The sequence below is a fragment of the Wolbachia endosymbiont (group A) of Andrena hattorfiana genome, from assembly GCF_947179565.1.
Classification (GTDB): Bacteria; Pseudomonadota; Alphaproteobacteria; order Rickettsiales; family Anaplasmataceae; genus Wolbachia.
The window spans coordinates 473,468-490,041 of the sequence record NZ_CAMXBT010000002.1; the positions used below are offsets into that span (position 1 = coordinate 473,468).

A 16,574-nucleotide genomic window follows, 5' to 3' on the forward strand; every position below is an offset into this window, starting at 1 on the left:
TTTGTTACAATTTATAACTTAAATTTAATTTGAATTATAGTGATAAGTGATAAAGTAAAACAAGTCCTAAGCTACTACGAAAGTGAAAACCCCGGGGTAAAAGCAAATCTTACTCGTATTCTCATGCATGGAAAGCTTGGCGGTACTGGCAAGTTAGTGATTCTGCCAGTAGATCAAGGATTTGAGCACGGGCCAATAAAAAGCTTTGAAGTTAACCCTGATGCTTATGACCCGCATTATCATTTTCAGCTTGCAGTTGATTCGGGAGTAAGTGCATATGCTGCTCCACTTGGTATGATTGAAGCTGGTGCTTCAACTTATGCTGGAATGCTCCCACTTATTTTGAAACTTAATAGTTCCAACTCCTTACATTCAAAAAATCTGACTTCTGATCAAGCAATAACCTCTTCTGTGAAAGATGCACTGCGTTTGGGCTGCTTGGCTGTTGGATTTACTATATATCCTGGTTCTGCTAAGTGTTTTGATATGATGGAAGAAGCCCGTGAAATCGTAGCTGAAGCCAAATCTTATGGGCTTGCAGTAGTGCTATGGTCTTATCCACGTGGTGAAGGAATTTCCAAAGAAGGTGAAACAGCAGTTGATGTTATTGCCTATGCTGCGCACATAGCAGCTTTACTTGGCGCTAATATAATCAAAGTAAAACTTCCAACTAAATATTTGGAAAGGGAGAAAATAGAAACAGAAAATATTGAATCATTATCTAAAAGAATTGAATATGTTAAAAGATCTTGTTTTGCAGGGAAAAGAATAGTAGTTTTTTCTGGTGGCGAATCGAAATCAGTGAATGACATATGCAATGAAGCGAAAGAAATTAAGCAGGGTGGTGGTAATGGTTCAATCATTGGACGTAACACTTTTCAACGCAAAAGGGAGGAAGCTTTATCTATGCTAAAAGATATAATGGATATCTACACATAAAAAATGGCTGGGTGGCAGAATGGCTTATGCGGAGGACTGCAAATCCTTTTATACCGGTTCAATTCCGGTCCCGGCCTCTTTCATTTTCTATATCTTGTAAAAGTTACTCAATTCAACAGTAGCTTTAAGTGTGTAACCTATAGAGAAAGCTTATCCATTATTCATAAGTAAAATCAATTTCTTTTCAAGTTATGGTTATACTCTTATAGTGTTGCATGGTAAAAAATAAACTAAAAATAAGCAAAGTGTTTTACAAAATGATATTACGTAATTTATTGTTTTTACTGTCACCTGAAGTTGCTCACTCTTTGGCAATTATGGCATTAAAGAAAATACCTTATAAGAATCCTATAGAGCTACCAGAATCTTTGAGTGTGAATTTTTTTGGTAATAAGCTCAGAAGCCCCGTGGGCCTGGCTGCAGGTTTTGACAAAAATGCAGAAATTATAAGACCTATGCTTTCATTTGGTTTTGGGTTTATTGAAACTGGTACTGTAACTCGTAATCCACAATATGGAAACAAAAAACCAAGAATTTTTCGGTTAATTAAAGATCAAGGGGTAATTAACAGATTGGGATTTAACAATAAAGGAATAGACTATTTTCTTAAACAAATAGATGAAACCAAGCTTGATGACTGCATTTTTGGCATAAATATAGGAAAAAATAGTGCATCGAAAGACCAAATTAGTGATTATGTTGATTTAATAAAGATGGTATATGGAAAAAGCAATTATATAGTGCTGAACATCTCGTCTCCAAACACGCCTAATTTACGCAATCTGCACAATAAGCAAGAATTATCGAAATTGTTGAAATCCATAACTCTAACCCGGAAATCAATTGATAATTCCGCAATAATATTAAAAATCTCACCAGATATAGATCAGCAAACGAAAGAAAATATCGCTGAGCTTGCGTTGGAATATAAGATTGACGGATTAACAGTAAGCAACACTACGGTAAGTAGAGATAATCTGCATTCCCACCACAACGAAAGTGGCGGATTGAGTGGCAAACCACTGTTCAAACTTTCAACCGAGTTATTGGGCGATATGTACAAATTTACTAAGGGCAAAATATTATTGATAGGGTGCGGAGGAATCTCAAGTGGTGCTGATGCATATAAAAAAATAAAGGCAGGAGCCTCTTTGGTGCAATTGTACACTGCTCTCATATACCACGGACCTCAAGTTGTAAACAAAATTAATCTAGAACTTGCAGAACTAATAAGGAGAGATGGATTTAGTAACATTAGTGAGGTGGTGGGTTGTATACATTAATTTTGGAAGTTGGTGGTATTATTTTAATAAAATAAAACTAATTCTCTGGTATAAAGGTGGTAGAAAGTGCTTTTCTTTTAAATAATGGGTATGAAGAGTTTGAATGATGCAATATCTAAGATCATTGATTATAAATTTACAAATTGTGCAATATTAGAAGAGGCACTAACTCACCCAAGCGTAAATAAAAGGAATAGCAAAAACCAGATTGTAAGCTACGAAAGACTAGAGTTTTTGGGCGATAGTGTTTTGAATATGGTCGTATCTGCCATACTGTTTAAACTATTTCCTGAAGAAAAAGAAGGAGCATTGGCAAAAAGAAAAACGGATTTAGTTTGTGGCAACACCATTGCTAATGTTGCTAAAGAAATAAAATTAGGCAGCTTTATCATCATGAATAATAGTAAACGCTGCAATGGAGGGAGATGTAATCTAAAAAATTTAGAAAACTCGCTTGAAGCACTAATAGGTGCAATTTATATTGATGGCGGACTTAAAAATGTTGAAAAATTTATTACCCAATATTGGGAAAAGCTAGCTAAAAGCATGCTTGACCCCCCTCAAGATCCTAAAACCTCACTGCAAGAGTGGACTCAGAAAAACAAATTGCCTTTACCAGAGTATGAGCTTGTAAAACAAACTGGACCAGCACACAATCCTGAATTTACTATATCAGTTTGCATAGAAGATTATGGTAAAGTTTCTGCATGTGCTTCTAGTAAAAAGATTGCTGAACAAAAAGCTGCTGAGTTGATGCTAGAAAAAATTGGAAAAGACGCTTCAGTTTAGGCAAAATAGGCATTAATAGACTTCTTTCAAAATTCATATAAGGAGCTCAAAATTGTGGATAGCAGCAATCAAATTAAATCTTAAACCAAAACGTTTTCGTCGGTTTCTATGTCTATCGGAAATGATTTTAAACCTTTTCAATTACGTTTTCAACTATTGCCCTTTGGATCATAAGTGTTCTGTTTTCTTTTTTTTGTTCTTTGCTTAACGGATTCTTTTTCGTTTTCCTGTGCGGTAATACAACATTTTTGTGTATCTTCTGCATTTCCCTGTAGCCGGCATCAGCTAAGATTTTAGTTTGTGGCAATACTGCTACCTTTGATTTTCTAAACATCCGAAAATCATGTTTTCTACCATTCGCTCAAATGTTGCTTTTTTTACCCCTGTTAAACGTCAAAACTTTTCTCCTTCTAACTTTTCTATTTCCTTATATTTCATGCTTTCAAATACTTGATCTTACACTCCCTCTAACAATTTTGAAAGAAGTCTAGTGAATGGTCACGTTAAAGCATGTTTTTAAATTTTTGCCAAAATCCTGGTTTATTATCATTAACCTTTGTAAATGTTATATTTAAACTGTATTTCGGATCATTTGGCACGTCGTATTTTATGCTAAATGTTGAAACTTTATCGTTATTGTAAATATGTACATCATCATATGATAGCTTTGTTGTGTAACACTTTACATGCTTTTGCTTATCATACACTAAATCACCTGACTCCCTTTCTAGTTCCACAAATTTCGTTTTTTTCTGATATTCCTTCATTTTTATTAAATCCTTATCTAGTGGTATTGAAACTGGCAACGTATTTCCAGCATATTCTTTAGCTAAAAGTTCACTTTGAGGATACATTTTTATTTCCCTGCCAAAATGTGAGTCTATGAAATTATTACTCCAAAATTTATCGCCAGAATGCACGTACTCATCAGTAGCATACGACACCCCACCATAACTGCATTGAACTTTGTAATCTCCAACACCGTTGTTTTGAAAAAAATCATGAATGGCAGTGTAGCTACCGGCAGCATCATTTATATAATCCATTACTTTATTCCTTAAACTTTTAATTCATTATATCATAATCATTATGCCAATCAATCAAAAAAGCTCTCCCTTGCTGTTTTTAAAACCGATTTTAAGCAAGCGCTCTCGATTAGTTGGGAGCGTATTTATAAGATTGTGACATTCGTGCCTCCCAGTTTTTCACATACTGCTGAATCAATTCAGGATAATCTGTAATAATTAATAAATTTTCAGCATTTCCTTTTTTAGCTGTCTTACTAAGGTTAAATGACCCTGTGATGACTTTTTGATTGTTAACAATCATTATCTTATTATGAGCAATCTTTGGCTTATCATCGATCCAAATTGGTACTCCACCTGAAAATAATTCATTTATAACACTATATTTTGAGTAGAGTTGCGATTTATCTAAGATGACTTTAACATCAACACCGCGTTCTTTAGCATTAATCAAAGATTTTGCAACTGTTCCAAGAGTAAATGTATATTCTTGAACTAAGATAGATTTTTTAGACTGATCTATTACGCTGATTATCGGTACAGCACAATCTTCTCCAGGTGAAAAGCAAACCGTAGCTTTTGGGCAGGGCGAAAATATAAAACCCGCATAGTAATACAGAGAAAAACACATTAATAAGAATAAAAAGTGAAAAAGCCTCATAACAACCCACCCCCGGATATACGGCGATAGGCTACATCATAATTTAATCACCTGTCAATCCATATTCCTTCCACTTCTCCGTGACTTTTCTTACTATTTCCTCACTCATTTTAATTTTCTTTCCCCATTCTCGTTTGGTTTCAGGTGGAATTTTGTTTGTCGCATCAAATCCCATCTTACCTCCCAGGCCACTTTCAGGGGAAGCAAAATCTAAATAATCAATAGGTGCGTTCTCTATTGTGATTGTGTCACGCACAGGGTCCATTCTCGTTGATATTGCCCACATCACTTCCTTCCAATCACGTACATTTATATCATCATCAACAACGATAATAAACTTCGTGTATAAAAATTGCTTTAGAAAGGAAAGTATGCCCATAACAATTCTTTTTGCCTGCCCTGGATAAGACTTTTTTATCGATATCACCGCTATTCTATATGAACAACCTTCTGGTGGTAGATAAAAATCCACTATCTCTGGAAATTGATTGATAAGAATGGGCACAAAGATTTCGTTGAGCGCTTCACCAAGAATTGATGGTTCATCAGGTGGCTTGCCAGTGAAAGTGCTGAGATAAATTGGATTTTTGCGCATAGTAATTGCAGTAATATTAAATTCTGGAAATTGCTCAACAGAATTATAGTAGCCGGTGTGATCTCCGTATGGCCCTTCATCTTGATATCTATCCAAACTTACATAGCCTTCCAGAACAATCTCTGCATGAGCTGGCACTTGAAGCGGAATAGTCTTACAATTTACAAGCTCAAGCGGTTTTTTGCGCAGCAACCCAGCAAATTGGTATTCTGACAATGTTTCTGGCACTGGAGTTACCGCAGCAATAATTGTTGCAGGATCACTACCGATCACAGCAGCAGCAGGAAATTTCATATTTTGTTCCTTCTCTTTCCATCGTTTGTGGTGACCTGCACCACCACGATGTGCAAGCCAGCGCATTAGAGTCGTTTTTTTATCTATAACCTGCATACGATATATTCCAAGATTGAAATTATCTTGCTTGTCTTCCGTTGGGCCTTTTGTCACCACAATCGGCCAGGTGATAAGTGGTGCAGGTTCATTTGGCCAGCATGTTTGAATAGGTAGAAAACTAAGATCTACCTCATTCCCAGTTAGCACCACTTCTTGACATGGAGCCTTGCTCACAACTTTACTTCGCATCGACAATACAACTTTTAGTAAAGGAAACATTTTCACGGCATCTTTGAAGTTTTTTGGTGGCTCAGGTGATCGCAAAGATGCTAAAAGTTTACCAAGATCTCTTAGTTCACCAGGGTTTATGTTCAACCCCAATGCAATCCTCTTAATAGTACCAAATAAATTCACCAAAACAGGGATCGAGCTTTTACCATTCTCTTTAACAACATTCTCAAAAATTATAGCTGGCCCTTTGTTTGACAAAACCCTACGGTGAATTTCTGTCATTTCAAGAACTGTTGAAACTTCCTCCTTAATCCTAATCAGATCTTTTTTTTCTTCTAAGGCTTTAATGAAGTCGCGTAAGTTGTTGTACATATTAAAATTTAAAATGACTTAAAACAAGTCTTCTAGTGTAATCACATGATGTATCGTATCTTTTAGATATTGGTTCTCAGAAACTCCATTTGCAGCAATTAACACCCAGAATATTTGCTTCTTTGATTTCGTTTTTTCTCTATAAATTGCTTCTTTTCTTTTTAATTGTTCGACAAATTCCTTTGTTACTGTATAAGGTTTATCACTATATTTTATCTCACAGAGCATTACACATCCATCTTCTCGATCGAAAACTAGATCTATTTGAGCACCAGACTCTTTACTGTATTTTTCTGGTTGATATTGCCAATCTCCACATATAACTGCTATATGCTCTATATCTAATTTTTTTCTAATTACATTGGCATGTTTAAAACACACTGCTTCAAATGTTTGCCCTGTCCATGTTTGCCAAGCTGGTTTCTTTATTGCTAACTCCCAATAGTGAGCATCACTTATTATTGCCCTTTTTGTTACTTCCTTAAACGGCTCAATCCATGTTAGATAAAATAATACATATTCGTCCATTACCCTGTAATATACTCCTCTCTTTCCCTTGTTCAATGGTAAAAAACCACCAATAAATCCTGCTTCTTCTAAACTCCTTAATTTAGCAGTTAAGCGACCACCCTCAGTGATTTTAGTCGCTTTTATAAGTTCTTTTCTGCTTATCCCTTTTGGCTTTTTTGCAATCGCACGAATGATATTTAGATATGTCTCTGGCTCTTCATACAAGGAGTGAAACAACATATCAAATTCATCAAATAACAAACCACCCTTCTGAAAACAGATCATATTAATGTTTTGTGCTGCTGATAATCCTTTACTTACTTCCTTAAGGTAATGTGGTATTCCTCCAATAGCCATATAGATCTGTAATATCTGCTGGTGATTAAGGTTGATTCCTAAATATCTTAGATACTCTTTAGTTTCACGTAAGTTAAAAGGCTGCAAAGGTATCCTTGCGGTAATGCGGTTATGCAACCCCCATTTGGTATAAATTATATTTTCCAACATCCAAGAAGCTGCTGAACCACATACAACCAAGATAAGCTTCTTTCGGTTTGTCCAATGTATATTCCAAAAATATTCTAACGTTTCTAGAAAACGAGACTTTCTTGTAGCTAACCATGGAAGTGCATCAAAAAATAAGACAATGTGTTCATTCTCATGTGTGTTATCAATAGCAAGTGTTAATTGTTGTAATAGCATCCAGCCACACTTCAGGCAAAGCCATTTTTGCACCTTTATAAAAAGTATTTGATAACGACTGTGTAAAAATTGCAAGTTGTTCCTGCATAGTACCATTATTAAGACCTGTTTGTTCAAATAAAACATCGGTATGTTTACTGAAAAATTGTTTTATTAGGTACGTCTTACCCACATGACGCCGACCATACACTGCAATAAACTCAGCAAATGGGGAAAAGAGAAGCTTACTTTCTAGAATGGCTATTTCCTTTTCTCTACCAATTATTGGTTCGCTCATATAATTTACCGCCGCATTTGTTAGCATTATACACGGCGGTTATAAGATGATCAACTTTTTTTACCGCCATGTTTACAGTTATTATACGCGGCGGTAAAAGATAGAGCATCTCATAATTGGCTATTCTGGCGATGGTTTGGTCATTTGCATCACCAAGTCTTCTGATGAGCTTTTCAGTAATGTGCTTGAGTTCCATTGTACGTAAAGTTTGCATTTGAGGCAAAACTGGTTATAAAATACACTTGATATAAATGTTTTCATATATTAATATTAGATGCTTCTTTTAATATGCAGATAAATGTGTACTAAAGTTTTATGTTGTAGGTTTTTAAATAAATTGTATGTCTAGAATATCGTTTTTATTGATTCTTATACTGGCAGTAGCAAGTTTACCAGTAATAAACAATTGGCTTTCAAATCGCAGCCAAATGCTAAGCGATGATTATATAGGTGAGAAATTAGATAATTATATAAGTAGAAATTTTGATAAGATCGTAAAAACTCTCAAAGAGGAGTCGATTAAAAGTAGTTACGCTGCTCGAGATAATGTGACCAAAAGTAAAATTTCACAATACAAGGATCAAATATTTGACCTTACTTATCCTTACTCCGGAAATGAAAATAGTAGTGTTATAGCTGTAGGTTTCTTTGACTATTCTTGTGGATATTGCAAGACTATAAAAGACGATATAAAACAGTTAATTAACGACGGTAAAATTAAGTATATCTTTAGGGATGCTCCAATACTTGGTAATGACTCTTTAAGGGCAGCAAAAAGCGCTTTAGCTATTTACTTTATTGATAAAGAAAAATATTTCGACTTTCACTATTCTGCTTTAAGTCACAAAGGAGGATTTTCAGACGAAAGCATATTGGATATAGTGAAAAGAATAGGGATTGATGAGGATGATTTTAATAATTCCATGAAAAATAACGCGGACAAAATTGAGCAAATGATAAATGGCAGTAAGCTCCTAGTAAGAGATTTGGGAGTAGGTGGCACACCTTTTTTAATAATTGGGGATAGTCTGTTTGTAGGGGCAACTGATTTGAATGTATTACGCAAAAAAGTAGATGAATTAAGTCGCAAACAAAAACTAGCTTCAGCGATTAATTTGCTATAAAATTTTATTTTTTTACTTGACAACGTAAACGAACCTGAGTACAATGTACCGTAGGCGTGGTGCTTAAATTACACTTAAGATACCATTTAATTAGCAAGTTTTCTCTCAAGCACAGACATCAATAATTGTACTTTTTAATCAGGATGACCTGGTGTTATTTAGCTCAAATTACTTTAATTTTACTTTCACAGGAGGACATATGTCATTCACAGAAATTAGATTTCCAGAAAATATATCTTATGGTTCCACTGGAGGACCGGAATTTTCCACTGACGTTGTAACAACTCATAACGGTTGTGAACAGCGCAACATCAATTGGTTTCATGCACGCACTAGATACAACATAGCTTACGGGGTCAGATCAAACGAGCAGCTAACAGAACTCATAACATTTTTTCATGCACGAAAAGGTAAAGCAATAGGGTTTCGTTTTAAGGATTGGTCAGATTTTATAGCCATTAATCAAAAGATTGGTATAGGAGATAACAAAAAAACGACTTTTCAGCTAATCAAAACTTATGTAAGTGGGGAAGATAAGCATATACGCATGATCAAAAAGCCAGTACATGGGACAGTAAAGATTTATTTAAATGGTAAAGAAGAGAGTGAATATTCAGTAAATTATTCAACGGGAGAAATAACATTTATGAAGCCACCAGTAAAAGATGCGATAATCACTGCGAGCTTCGAATTTGATGTGCCCGTGCGCTTTGATACAGATTACTTAAACGCTTCTATTGATGACTATGGAAGCAATAGCTGGAATAACATTCCACTAGTAGAGGTGAAGTTTAATTAAGCTGCTTTAAAATTTCCTCCTGTTGCTGAGTGTGAACACTAGCATAACCACATGCAGGAGATGCAGCAGCAGGTCTTGCGATACACTTAGGTCTTTTTGCTTGAATATTGAGGTCAGATAACACCTCGTCTATCAATGGGTTGACAAAAAACCATCCCCCCATATTTTTTGGTTCTTCTTGACACAATATAATTTCAGCGTTCTTGTACTTTTCAAGTTCGCTGCTTAATTTATCGGCCGGAAACGGATAGAATTGTTCTAAACGTATCACTGCTATATCGTTTATTTTTTGTGTTTCAAGCATTTCAATTATATCGTAATAAACTTTACCACTGCATATTACAACTTTACGTATTTCATTATTTGAAACTAAACCTGTTCTACATTCTGGAATTACCGTGAGGAATTTTCCTTCAAAGTCAGATAGGTTAGAAACTGCTCTTTTATGACGCAATAGTGATTTAGGTGTAAACACTACTAAAGGCTTACGAAAGTCTCTATGCATTTGTCTGCGTAAGACATGGAAGTAATTCGCCGGAGTGGAACAATTAACTACCTGCATATTATCCTTTCCGCAGAGTTGCAAAAATCTCTCTATACGTGCGGAGCTATGCTCAGGTCCTTGTCCTTCATAACCGTGGGGCAACAATAGAACTAGACCGCTTGATCGCAACCACTTTGTTTCTGCAGATGCGATAAACTGGTCGATCATAATTTGTGCACCATTTGCAAAATCACCAAATTGTCCTTCCCAGAGCACCAGTGAATACGGAGAATCAAGACTATATCCATATTCAAAGCCCATTACAGCATACTCTGATAAAGCGCTATCTATGACCTCAAAGTGAGCTTGCTTTTCATTTATATTGTTTAGCGGAATAAACGCTTCTTCTGTTTCCTGATCAACAAGCCTTGAATGACGGTGCGAGAAAGTCCCACGACCAGAATCTTGTCCTGATAAACGCACTCCTATTCCTTCTGTAAGCAGTGACGCAAATGCAAGACTTTCGGCAGTTGCCCAGTCTATATTGCTACCAGAATTTATGCTGTCTATTCTTCCATAGAGTATTTTTCTAACCTTATTGTTAATGTTAAAGTGACTTGGGATGTTGCTATTTATATGCACACCCAATTTTTTCAACTCATCTGGCGGAACACCAGAATCCGTGTAGTATTCGCTCAAATCGTTCAGCTTTGCTCTTCTTAATTTTGACCACACCCCACCGAACCAGTCAGCTTTTTTTGGAGTGTAAGTCACTGATTCAGCAAGACTTTTATCTAATTTTGCCCTGAACTCACTGCGCAATTTATTTACTTCATCGCCATCTAATACTTTCTCTGCAGTCAATTTTTCTTCATACAATGTTCCAGGAGTTTTATGTTTTGATATCAGCTTATACATAAGTGGCTGAGTGAAATTCGGTTCATCGCCTTCATTATGGCCGTATTTGCGGTAGCATATTATATCAATCACTACGTCCTTTTTAAATCTCTGCCTATATTCCATTGCCAGACTTGCAGCAAAACTCACAGCTTCCGGGTTATCTCCATTCACATGGAAAACCGGAGCTTCTACTGATTTTGCTATGTCAGTGCAATAAAAAGAGGATCGCGCGCAGCATGGGTTAGCAGTAAAACCAACTTGATTGTTTATAACAATGTGCACAATACCACCCACTTTATAACCTTCAATGTTGCTTAGGCTCAAGGTCTCGGCAACGACACCTTGACCGATGAAAGCCGCATCACCATGAATTGATATGCCAAGCACAGACCTTATATTCTGTTTTGCTCTTATTCTTCCAGCCAAAACCGGATTTACCGCTTCAAGGTGAGATGGGTTAGGACATAAACTTAAATGTATTTTTTTACCACCAGCAAGTGCTCGATCAGAAGAGTAACCAAGGTGATATTTAACATCGCCAGACACCTCAAGACCACTTGGGTATGCAAGGTTGCCTTGAAATTCAGATAGCATTGCCGCATATTCTTTGCCCATAACTTTGGTCAGAACATTAAGTCGTCCGCGGTGAGCCATGCCAAGAACTACTTCTTCAATGCCAAAAGCCGCAGAATCACTAATAATTCTCTCAATCGCAACGATAGCTGACTCTCCACCTTCGATAGAAAAACGTTTATATCCAGGAAATTTCATATGGAGAAATTGCTCAAACATCTCAGATTCGATCAAGTGCCTCAGGATTTCCTTTTTATCTTGTGAACTCAGCGTATAGGTTTGATTTTCGATCTTTTCCTGCAGCCATATTCTCTCCTCATAAGAGGAGATATGCATAAATTCAAAACCGATATTCTTGCAGTAAATATCTCTATAGATTTCAGCATCACGTGCTGGGGATAAATTTGAATATTTTTGATAATCTATTTCTTGATTTTCATTTGGTGATAGCGGGTTAAAGTCTGCAAAAAAATGACCATAAGACCTGAAAAAATTTGCCAGATTAGAAACTGCATTGTCTGTTTGGGTTGCATGCTGTGCACCGCAAGACTCCGCTTTATTAACTTCTAAATTGCTTGAAAAAATCCTATACCAATCTTCCCCGATTGATTTATCGCCCTGCAGATAACGGCTATACATTTCTTCCACAAATTCTGCATTATCACCATAAAGGCAGCTTAAACTCGACATAATTACTATATAAGATATCAAACACTTATAAGTATAACTTAAGTTTTTTAAAAAAGAACTTTTTTAGTTTCTATACGTCATACCACGATTCATTCGCGGTATAGATTCCGCTAACAAGTAGCGGAATGACAGTAAATCTAGATTACTTTAGCTATAATTATTAAGCTGCACCTGCTGGATTTGGTGATTGACTATTAAGAAATTCTGCTCTAGCTTCGGTAAAATCAGGCAATGGTCCTGGTGAAAAAAATAGAGTTTTTATTGCGTAGTACGCACAACATAATGCAACAGCAGCCATAACTGCTGCAAGAGTAGAACACCAAACTTTACCTATGTATGCGTCCGCAACCCCAGAAATCAAGGCAATACTACCTGCTGTAGTCAATAGTGCAACAGCCCCAAGCGAGGTTGCTTTATTATAATCAATAGCACCAAATAGTTTTCCAACATCACTGTAAGGAGAAACAAGATCTATTGGCTTTTTGCCATCTTTATCCTTCAAGTCTGGATCAGCCCCCTCCTCAAAAGCAATTTTGCAATTTCAACACTACTATCTTTGTAATACTTTCTACACAAGTAATGTAACGATGCCCTACCCAGATCATCCTGCATATTAGGGTTAGCACCTTTATCCAAAAACAATTCTACAACTTTATAACGATCGTCTATTCTATAGCTATCAATAATATAATAGTGATCTGCCTTTTTGATCTTTTACATCAGGATTTGCATCATGTTCCAAGAGTAGCTCTACAATGCTATCACGCCCTTTAGAGCACGCTTCATACAATAGAGATTCACCATGTTCATTTTTTATATTAGGGTCAGCACCATGCTCCAAGAGCAGCTTTACAATTCTAACTTTACTGTCACACAGAAATCGATCTTTAAGTACACAGCGTAGTAGTGACTTACCTTCTTGATCTTTCATATTAGGGTCGGCACCATGCTCCAAGAGCAGTTTCACAATATTATCACGCCCTTCAGAACACGCTTTACGTAATAGAGATTGAACACGTTCACTTTTTATATCAGAACTAGCACTATGCTCCAAGAGCAGTTTTACAATGTCATCACGTTTTTCAGAATAAGCTTTATATAATAGAGACTCACCGCATTTATTTTGTATATAGGGATTTGCACCTCTTTTGAGAAGCAGCTTCGCAATTTCAACACGATCGTGACTTTTATCTTCAAATAAGTAATGCAACAGTGTTTTATCTTGCCTATCTATTGCATCAGGATTAGCTTTATAGTCTAATAGTAATTCAGTAACTTTGTGGCAAAAACGCCATTACTATTATTAATAACACAGTGTAATGATGATTTACCTTCTCGGTTTTTTGTATTAGGGCCAGCACCATGCTTCAAAAGTAATGTTATGGCATTAACCCTTAACACATGTTTGTATGTATACCCAAGCGCGAAGTTTAATGGTATATTGCCACCAGTACCTTCTGTATTCAAATAGTTAAATTTATCATCATTTTTTACTGTCTCTAGCAACAACTTCAAAAAATCCAGTTTATCGTCGTCAATGGCTGATGTTACAAGGTCCGAAAAAACTTTTGCCTGATCTTGGTAATCTTCAGTAAGCAATTTGCATGCTTCTATTTTTTCGAGAGTTCCTCTGTTTTACCTTTTTCTAAAGGGCGTGACAACATTGTAAAATTGTTCTTATACAATTCATTAAGTTGTTGTTTAGCTTGTTCATAAACCTCATGCTCAGAAAGACTCGTTATTCCCAAGATTTTTAAAGCTTTTTCTTCGTTCATGGCAATTATCCCTTACTAATAATAAACTATGCTTAAGTATAACCCAAAATTTCAAAAAGTAAAGCTTTTTATGTCAAACTGTGCCTGTTGCACAATTCCATAACTGTACAAACATTGTAATTTATCTCCATCTAGGAAAGGGTGTCATCCCAGTGCCCAGACACTGGGATCTAGTTTTCCATAAATGGTGCATTTTAACATAACTTTTATACTTGATAAAATTCCTGGATTCCAGCATCAAGTGCTGGAATGACACCTCTCTTTGAGCTATAAACATTAAGAAATTTACCAAACGAAAAAAAAGGCAAAAGAAGCCCCGAGTAGCGAGTTTTGACTCTATATTACTGTAAGTGGCGCTGTAATAATGTGCTGACGCTTAGTTTAAGCGCGGTTTGGCTGAATGTAGAAAAAATTTAAAAGACATGCAGCCGCTATAATTTTATGTAATCCGCCAAAAAATACCCTAAGTTTTTTACTGAATTTTGTCATTGAGCCTGCAGGTCAAAAACAAGTTTTGAGTCATAAATACCCTTATTGTCATAATAAGGGGGCTGGCGAAGCTTGTCAAGGAAGTTTTTTTGTTTAATCCGTTTCTATGAGCTACTTGGATGACGAGGAAAGAGCATTTACATATTTATGGCAACCTCATTACCTGCGCTCAAAAAGTTTTTCAATATCACTGAGTTTCATTTCTATATAAGTTGGTCTTCCGTGGTTGCATTGCCCGGAATATGGAGTTTTTTCCATTTGTCTTAACAACTCATTCATCTCCTCTAACCTCATTTTCCTGCCTGCTCTAATTGATCCATGACAAGCGATAGTAGCCAATATCTTGTTCACTTTGTCTTCTACTGGCAATGTATCTTCTATTTCCGTTAATCTACCCACTATATTAATTAGCATCTCTTTCACATCTATTGCTCCCAAAATTGCAGGGATTTCTTTTACTATCACTTTATTCTCTGATTTGATTTCAATATCAAAACCCATTTCAAATAACTTATCTTTATAGATTTCAATCATCTCCATTCCAGCTTGATTTTTGATTTCAACCGTTTCAGGAAGAAGTAGTTTTTGTCTTTTTATACTTGATTTTTGTTTTAGGCATTCATATACTAATCTCTCGTGGGCTGCATGCTGATCAACTATAATCAATTTGTCTCTTACCTCGGCAATAATGTAAGTATTATAGACCTGACAGCGTGCAAACCCGAGCGGGTGGCTCTCTATCAAATCAACTTGCTCTAACACCTTTTTTTCTAGAGCTATAATTTCCGCTTGTGATGGGGATTTCTGTATGCCGGTATAATCAAACGATTTTGACTGTTCTGATAAGCCTTTTGCTTTTTCATTTGGAGAAGCAAATTCTTTTATTAGTTGATTTTCAAAAGGACTTGGCCTTCTTTCATAAAATTCATTTTGAACATCAGATTTATCAAAAGAATCTGATAATGAACCTTTCAAAAAACCCTCTATTGTATTAGTAATTTTCTGGTCACTAGCTGAAATGACATCAAAGGTGCCTATCCTTCTTGACAACGCTTTGATTAATCCTCTTGTCACTATCTCATATATGAGCTTCTTATTCTGAAACCTTACTTCTGACTTATTTGGATGCACATTTACATCTACTTGATCATAAGGTATCTCTAAATGTAACGCTGCAAAAGGATACCTATCGCTTGGAATAAAATCATGATATGCATACCTAACCGCACCAATAAGTAAATTATCTTTAATTGGCCTTCCATTAACAAATGTATAGATCTGAGTTGACTTACCACGATTGACGGTTGGCTTACAGATGTGTCCCGTAAGTTTGATACCGTCTTCTTCTTCATTGACCTCCAAAGAATTGCCCTGAAATTCTTCTTCTACTTCACACAATCTATGAAATAACGAAGTCTGCTTAGCGTATTTTAAGAGCTTTTTATTACCTGAAGTGAGAGTAAACCCTATATGATAGTTAATCATTGCTAGGTTGTTTACAATATCAACAATGCTTTGAGTTTCTGCTCTTTCGGTTTTTAGAAATTTTAGTCTATTTGGGGTAGCGAAAAACAAATCTCGTACTTCAATATGTGTCCCTTGTGATAAAGAGTAAGGAGTTAGCTCCCCCATCTTTTCTCCACCCTCATAACTTATAGACCATGCTTCACTTGTTCCGCTTGCTTTAGACGATAATTTTATCCTACTTACTGCTGCTATTGAAGGCAGAGCTTCTCCTCTAAAGCCAAGATGCTTGATTTCTATCAACTCACTATCGCTCAATTTTGAAGTAGCATGGCGCATAAACGCAAGTTCTAAATCGTTTTTTTCTACTCCGTTACCATCATCTGTCACAATAATAAGGTTACGCCCACCACTTTCTATTTTGATCTCTATTTCTAAACTTCCAGCATCTATTGCATTTTCCAATAATTCCTTTACTACACTTGCAGGCCTTTCTATCACCTCCCCCGCTGCTATACGGTTTATGGTTTTTTTGTCTAAAAGAATTATTGCCATAGAT

The 16,574-nt window shown here is 36.0% G+C and carries 17 protein-coding genes, 1 tRNA gene and 1 pseudogene; 6 read left to right on the top strand and 13 right to left on the bottom strand.

Going from position 1 to position 16,574, the window contains the following annotated elements; all coding sequences use genetic code 11:
• Positions 1-42: 42 nt before the first annotated feature.
• The 4 genes from OM966_RS04090 (at position 43) to rnc (ending at position 3,011) form a co-directional block, all read left to right on the top strand.
• Positions 43-939 carry a class I fructose-bisphosphate aldolase gene (locus OM966_RS04090; protein ID WP_264329045.1) on the top strand — a complete coding sequence of 299 codons (897 nt, stop codon included), beginning with the start codon at positions 43-45 and terminating at the stop codon, positions 937-939.
• 5 nt (positions 940-944) lie between these two features.
• Positions 945-1,016 (top strand) — tRNA-Cys (locus tag OM966_RS04095).
• Between the two features lie 138 nt (positions 1,017-1,154).
• The gene (locus tag OM966_RS04100; RefSeq protein WP_264328913.1) at positions 1,155-2,222 is read left to right on the top strand and encodes a quinone-dependent dihydroorotate dehydrogenase; all 1,068 of its coding nucleotides are present in this window, start codon (positions 1,155-1,157) and stop codon (positions 2,220-2,222) included.
• Positions 2,223-2,312: 90 nt separating this feature from the next.
• Positions 2,313-3,011: a ribonuclease III gene (gene rnc / locus OM966_RS04105; RefSeq protein ID WP_264328914.1), complete on the top strand. Its 699-nt coding sequence runs from the start codon at positions 2,313-2,315 to the stop codon at positions 3,009-3,011.
• Positions 3,012-3,044: 33 nt separating this feature from the next.
• Here rnc and OM966_RS04110 read toward each other — a convergent pair.
• The 6 genes and pseudogenes from OM966_RS04110 to OM966_RS04135 form a co-directional block, all read right to left on the bottom strand.
• A pseudogene (locus tag OM966_RS04110) lies at positions 3,045-3,372 on the bottom strand (transposase family protein); the annotation flags it as partial.
• Positions 3,373-3,514: 142 nt separating this feature from the next.
• Entirely contained in the window at positions 3,515-4,057 is a 543-nt protein-coding gene (locus OM966_RS04115; protein WP_264328915.1) for a hypothetical protein, read from the bottom strand.
• Between the two features lie 109 nt (positions 4,058-4,166).
• Complete coding sequence (locus tag OM966_RS04120) at positions 4,167-4,697, bottom strand: phospholipase D family nuclease (protein WP_264328916.1); 531 nt, start codon at positions 4,695-4,697, stop codon at positions 4,167-4,169.
• Between the two features lie 43 nt (positions 4,698-4,740).
• Complete coding sequence (locus OM966_RS04125) at positions 4,741-6,228, bottom strand: UbiD family decarboxylase (protein ID WP_264328917.1); 1,488 nt, start codon at positions 6,226-6,228, stop codon at positions 4,741-4,743.
• An 18-nt stretch (positions 6,229-6,246) separates the two neighbouring features.
• Positions 6,247-7,440: an AAA family ATPase gene (locus OM966_RS04130; protein ID WP_264328918.1), complete on the bottom strand. Its 1,194-nt coding sequence runs from the start codon at positions 7,438-7,440 to the stop codon at positions 6,247-6,249.
• A complete protein-coding gene (locus OM966_RS04135; protein ID WP_264328919.1) occupies positions 7,409-7,717 on the bottom strand; it encodes an ATP-binding protein in 309 nt (102 codons plus the stop codon). Before OM966_RS04135 ends, OM966_RS04130 begins: the two co-directional genes overlap by 32 nt.
• A 341-nt stretch (positions 7,718-8,058) precedes the next feature.
• Between OM966_RS04135 and OM966_RS04140 the strand changes: the two genes are divergently transcribed.
• Both OM966_RS04140 and OM966_RS04145 read left to right on the top strand, forming a co-directional pair.
• Positions 8,059-8,841, top strand: coding sequence for a DsbA family protein (locus OM966_RS04140; protein ID WP_264328920.1), 783 nt, complete (start codon positions 8,059-8,061; stop codon positions 8,839-8,841).
• A gap of 199 nt (positions 8,842-9,040) precedes the next feature.
• On the top strand, positions 9,041-9,640 hold the full coding sequence (locus OM966_RS04145) for a TIGR02217 family protein (RefSeq protein ID WP_264329046.1): 600 nt from the start codon (positions 9,041-9,043) through the stop codon (positions 9,638-9,640).
• Here OM966_RS04145 and OM966_RS04150 read toward each other — a convergent pair.
• From OM966_RS04150 to mutL, 7 genes are all read right to left on the bottom strand, one after another.
• Complete coding sequence (locus tag OM966_RS04150; RefSeq protein WP_264328921.1) at positions 9,633-12,287, bottom strand: 2-oxoglutarate dehydrogenase E1 component; 2,655 nt, start codon at positions 12,285-12,287, stop codon at positions 9,633-9,635. The genes OM966_RS04145 and OM966_RS04150 overlap by 8 nt on opposite strands.
• A 160-nt stretch (positions 12,288-12,447) precedes the next feature.
• Complete coding sequence (locus OM966_RS04155; protein ID WP_264328922.1) at positions 12,448-12,789, bottom strand: hypothetical protein; 342 nt, start codon at positions 12,787-12,789, stop codon at positions 12,448-12,450.
• A complete protein-coding gene (locus tag OM966_RS04160) occupies positions 12,786-12,998 on the bottom strand; it encodes an ankyrin repeat domain-containing protein (protein ID WP_405197143.1) in 213 nt (70 codons plus the stop codon). The genes OM966_RS04155 and OM966_RS04160 overlap by 4 nt, the downstream gene beginning before the upstream one ends.
• Entirely contained in the window at positions 12,967-13,497 is a 531-nt protein-coding gene (locus OM966_RS04165) for an ankyrin repeat domain-containing protein (protein WP_405197138.1), read from the bottom strand. Before OM966_RS04165 ends, OM966_RS04160 begins: the two co-directional genes overlap by 32 nt.
• Positions 13,498-13,544: 47 nt before the next feature.
• Complete coding sequence (locus OM966_RS04170; RefSeq protein WP_264328924.1) at positions 13,545-13,886, bottom strand: hypothetical protein; 342 nt, start codon at positions 13,884-13,886, stop codon at positions 13,545-13,547.
• Positions 13,887-13,897: 11 nt separating this feature from the next.
• Positions 13,898-14,062 carry a hypothetical protein gene (locus OM966_RS04175; RefSeq protein ID WP_264328925.1) on the bottom strand — a complete coding sequence of 55 codons (165 nt, stop codon included), beginning with the start codon at positions 14,060-14,062 and terminating at the stop codon, positions 13,898-13,900.
• Positions 14,063-14,710: 648 nt separating this feature from the next.
• Positions 14,711-16,570: a DNA mismatch repair endonuclease MutL gene (mutL, locus tag OM966_RS04180; protein ID WP_264328926.1), complete on the bottom strand. Its 1,860-nt coding sequence runs from the start codon at positions 16,568-16,570 to the stop codon at positions 14,711-14,713.
• Between the last annotated feature and the right edge of the window lie 4 nt (positions 16,571-16,574).

What these genes read in the sequence shown, in the direction of transcription:
- OM966_RS04100 (WP_264328913.1), top strand. Translation starts at nt 1,155, where the DNA reads ATGGTAAAAAATAAACTAAAAATAAGCAAAGTGTTTTACAAAATGATA.
- rnc (WP_264328914.1), top strand. Translation starts at nt 2,313, where the DNA reads ATGAAGAGTTTGAATGATGCAATATCTAAGATCATTGATTATAAATTT.
- OM966_RS04115 (WP_264328915.1), bottom strand. Translation starts at nt 4,057, where the DNA reads ATGGATTATATAAATGATGCTGCCGGTAGCTACACTGCCATTCATGAT.
- OM966_RS04120 (WP_264328916.1), bottom strand. Translation starts at nt 4,697, where the DNA reads ATGAGGCTTTTTCACTTTTTATTCTTATTAATGTGTTTTTCTCTGTAT.
- OM966_RS04125 (WP_264328917.1), bottom strand. Translation starts at nt 6,228, where the DNA reads ATGTACAACAACTTACGCGACTTCATTAAAGCCTTAGAAGAAAAAAAA.
- OM966_RS04130 (WP_264328918.1), bottom strand. Translation starts at nt 7,440, where the DNA reads ATGCTATTACAACAATTAACACTTGCTATTGATAACACACATGAGAAT.
- OM966_RS04135 (WP_264328919.1), bottom strand. Translation starts at nt 7,717, where the DNA reads ATGAGCGAACCAATAATTGGTAGAGAAAAGGAAATAGCCATTCTAGAA.
- OM966_RS04140 (WP_264328920.1), top strand. Translation starts at nt 8,059, where the DNA reads ATGTCTAGAATATCGTTTTTATTGATTCTTATACTGGCAGTAGCAAGT.
- OM966_RS04145 (WP_264329046.1), top strand. Translation starts at nt 9,041, where the DNA reads ATGTCATTCACAGAAATTAGATTTCCAGAAAATATATCTTATGGTTCC.
- OM966_RS04150 (WP_264328921.1), bottom strand. Translation starts at nt 12,287, where the DNA reads ATGTCGAGTTTAAGCTGCCTTTATGGTGATAATGCAGAATTTGTGGAA.
- OM966_RS04175 (WP_264328925.1), bottom strand. Translation starts at nt 14,062, where the DNA reads ATGAACGAAGAAAAAGCTTTAAAAATCTTGGGAATAACGAGTCTTTCT.
- mutL (WP_264328926.1), bottom strand. Translation starts at nt 16,570, where the DNA reads ATGGCAATAATTCTTTTAGACAAAAAAACCATAAACCGTATAGCAGCG.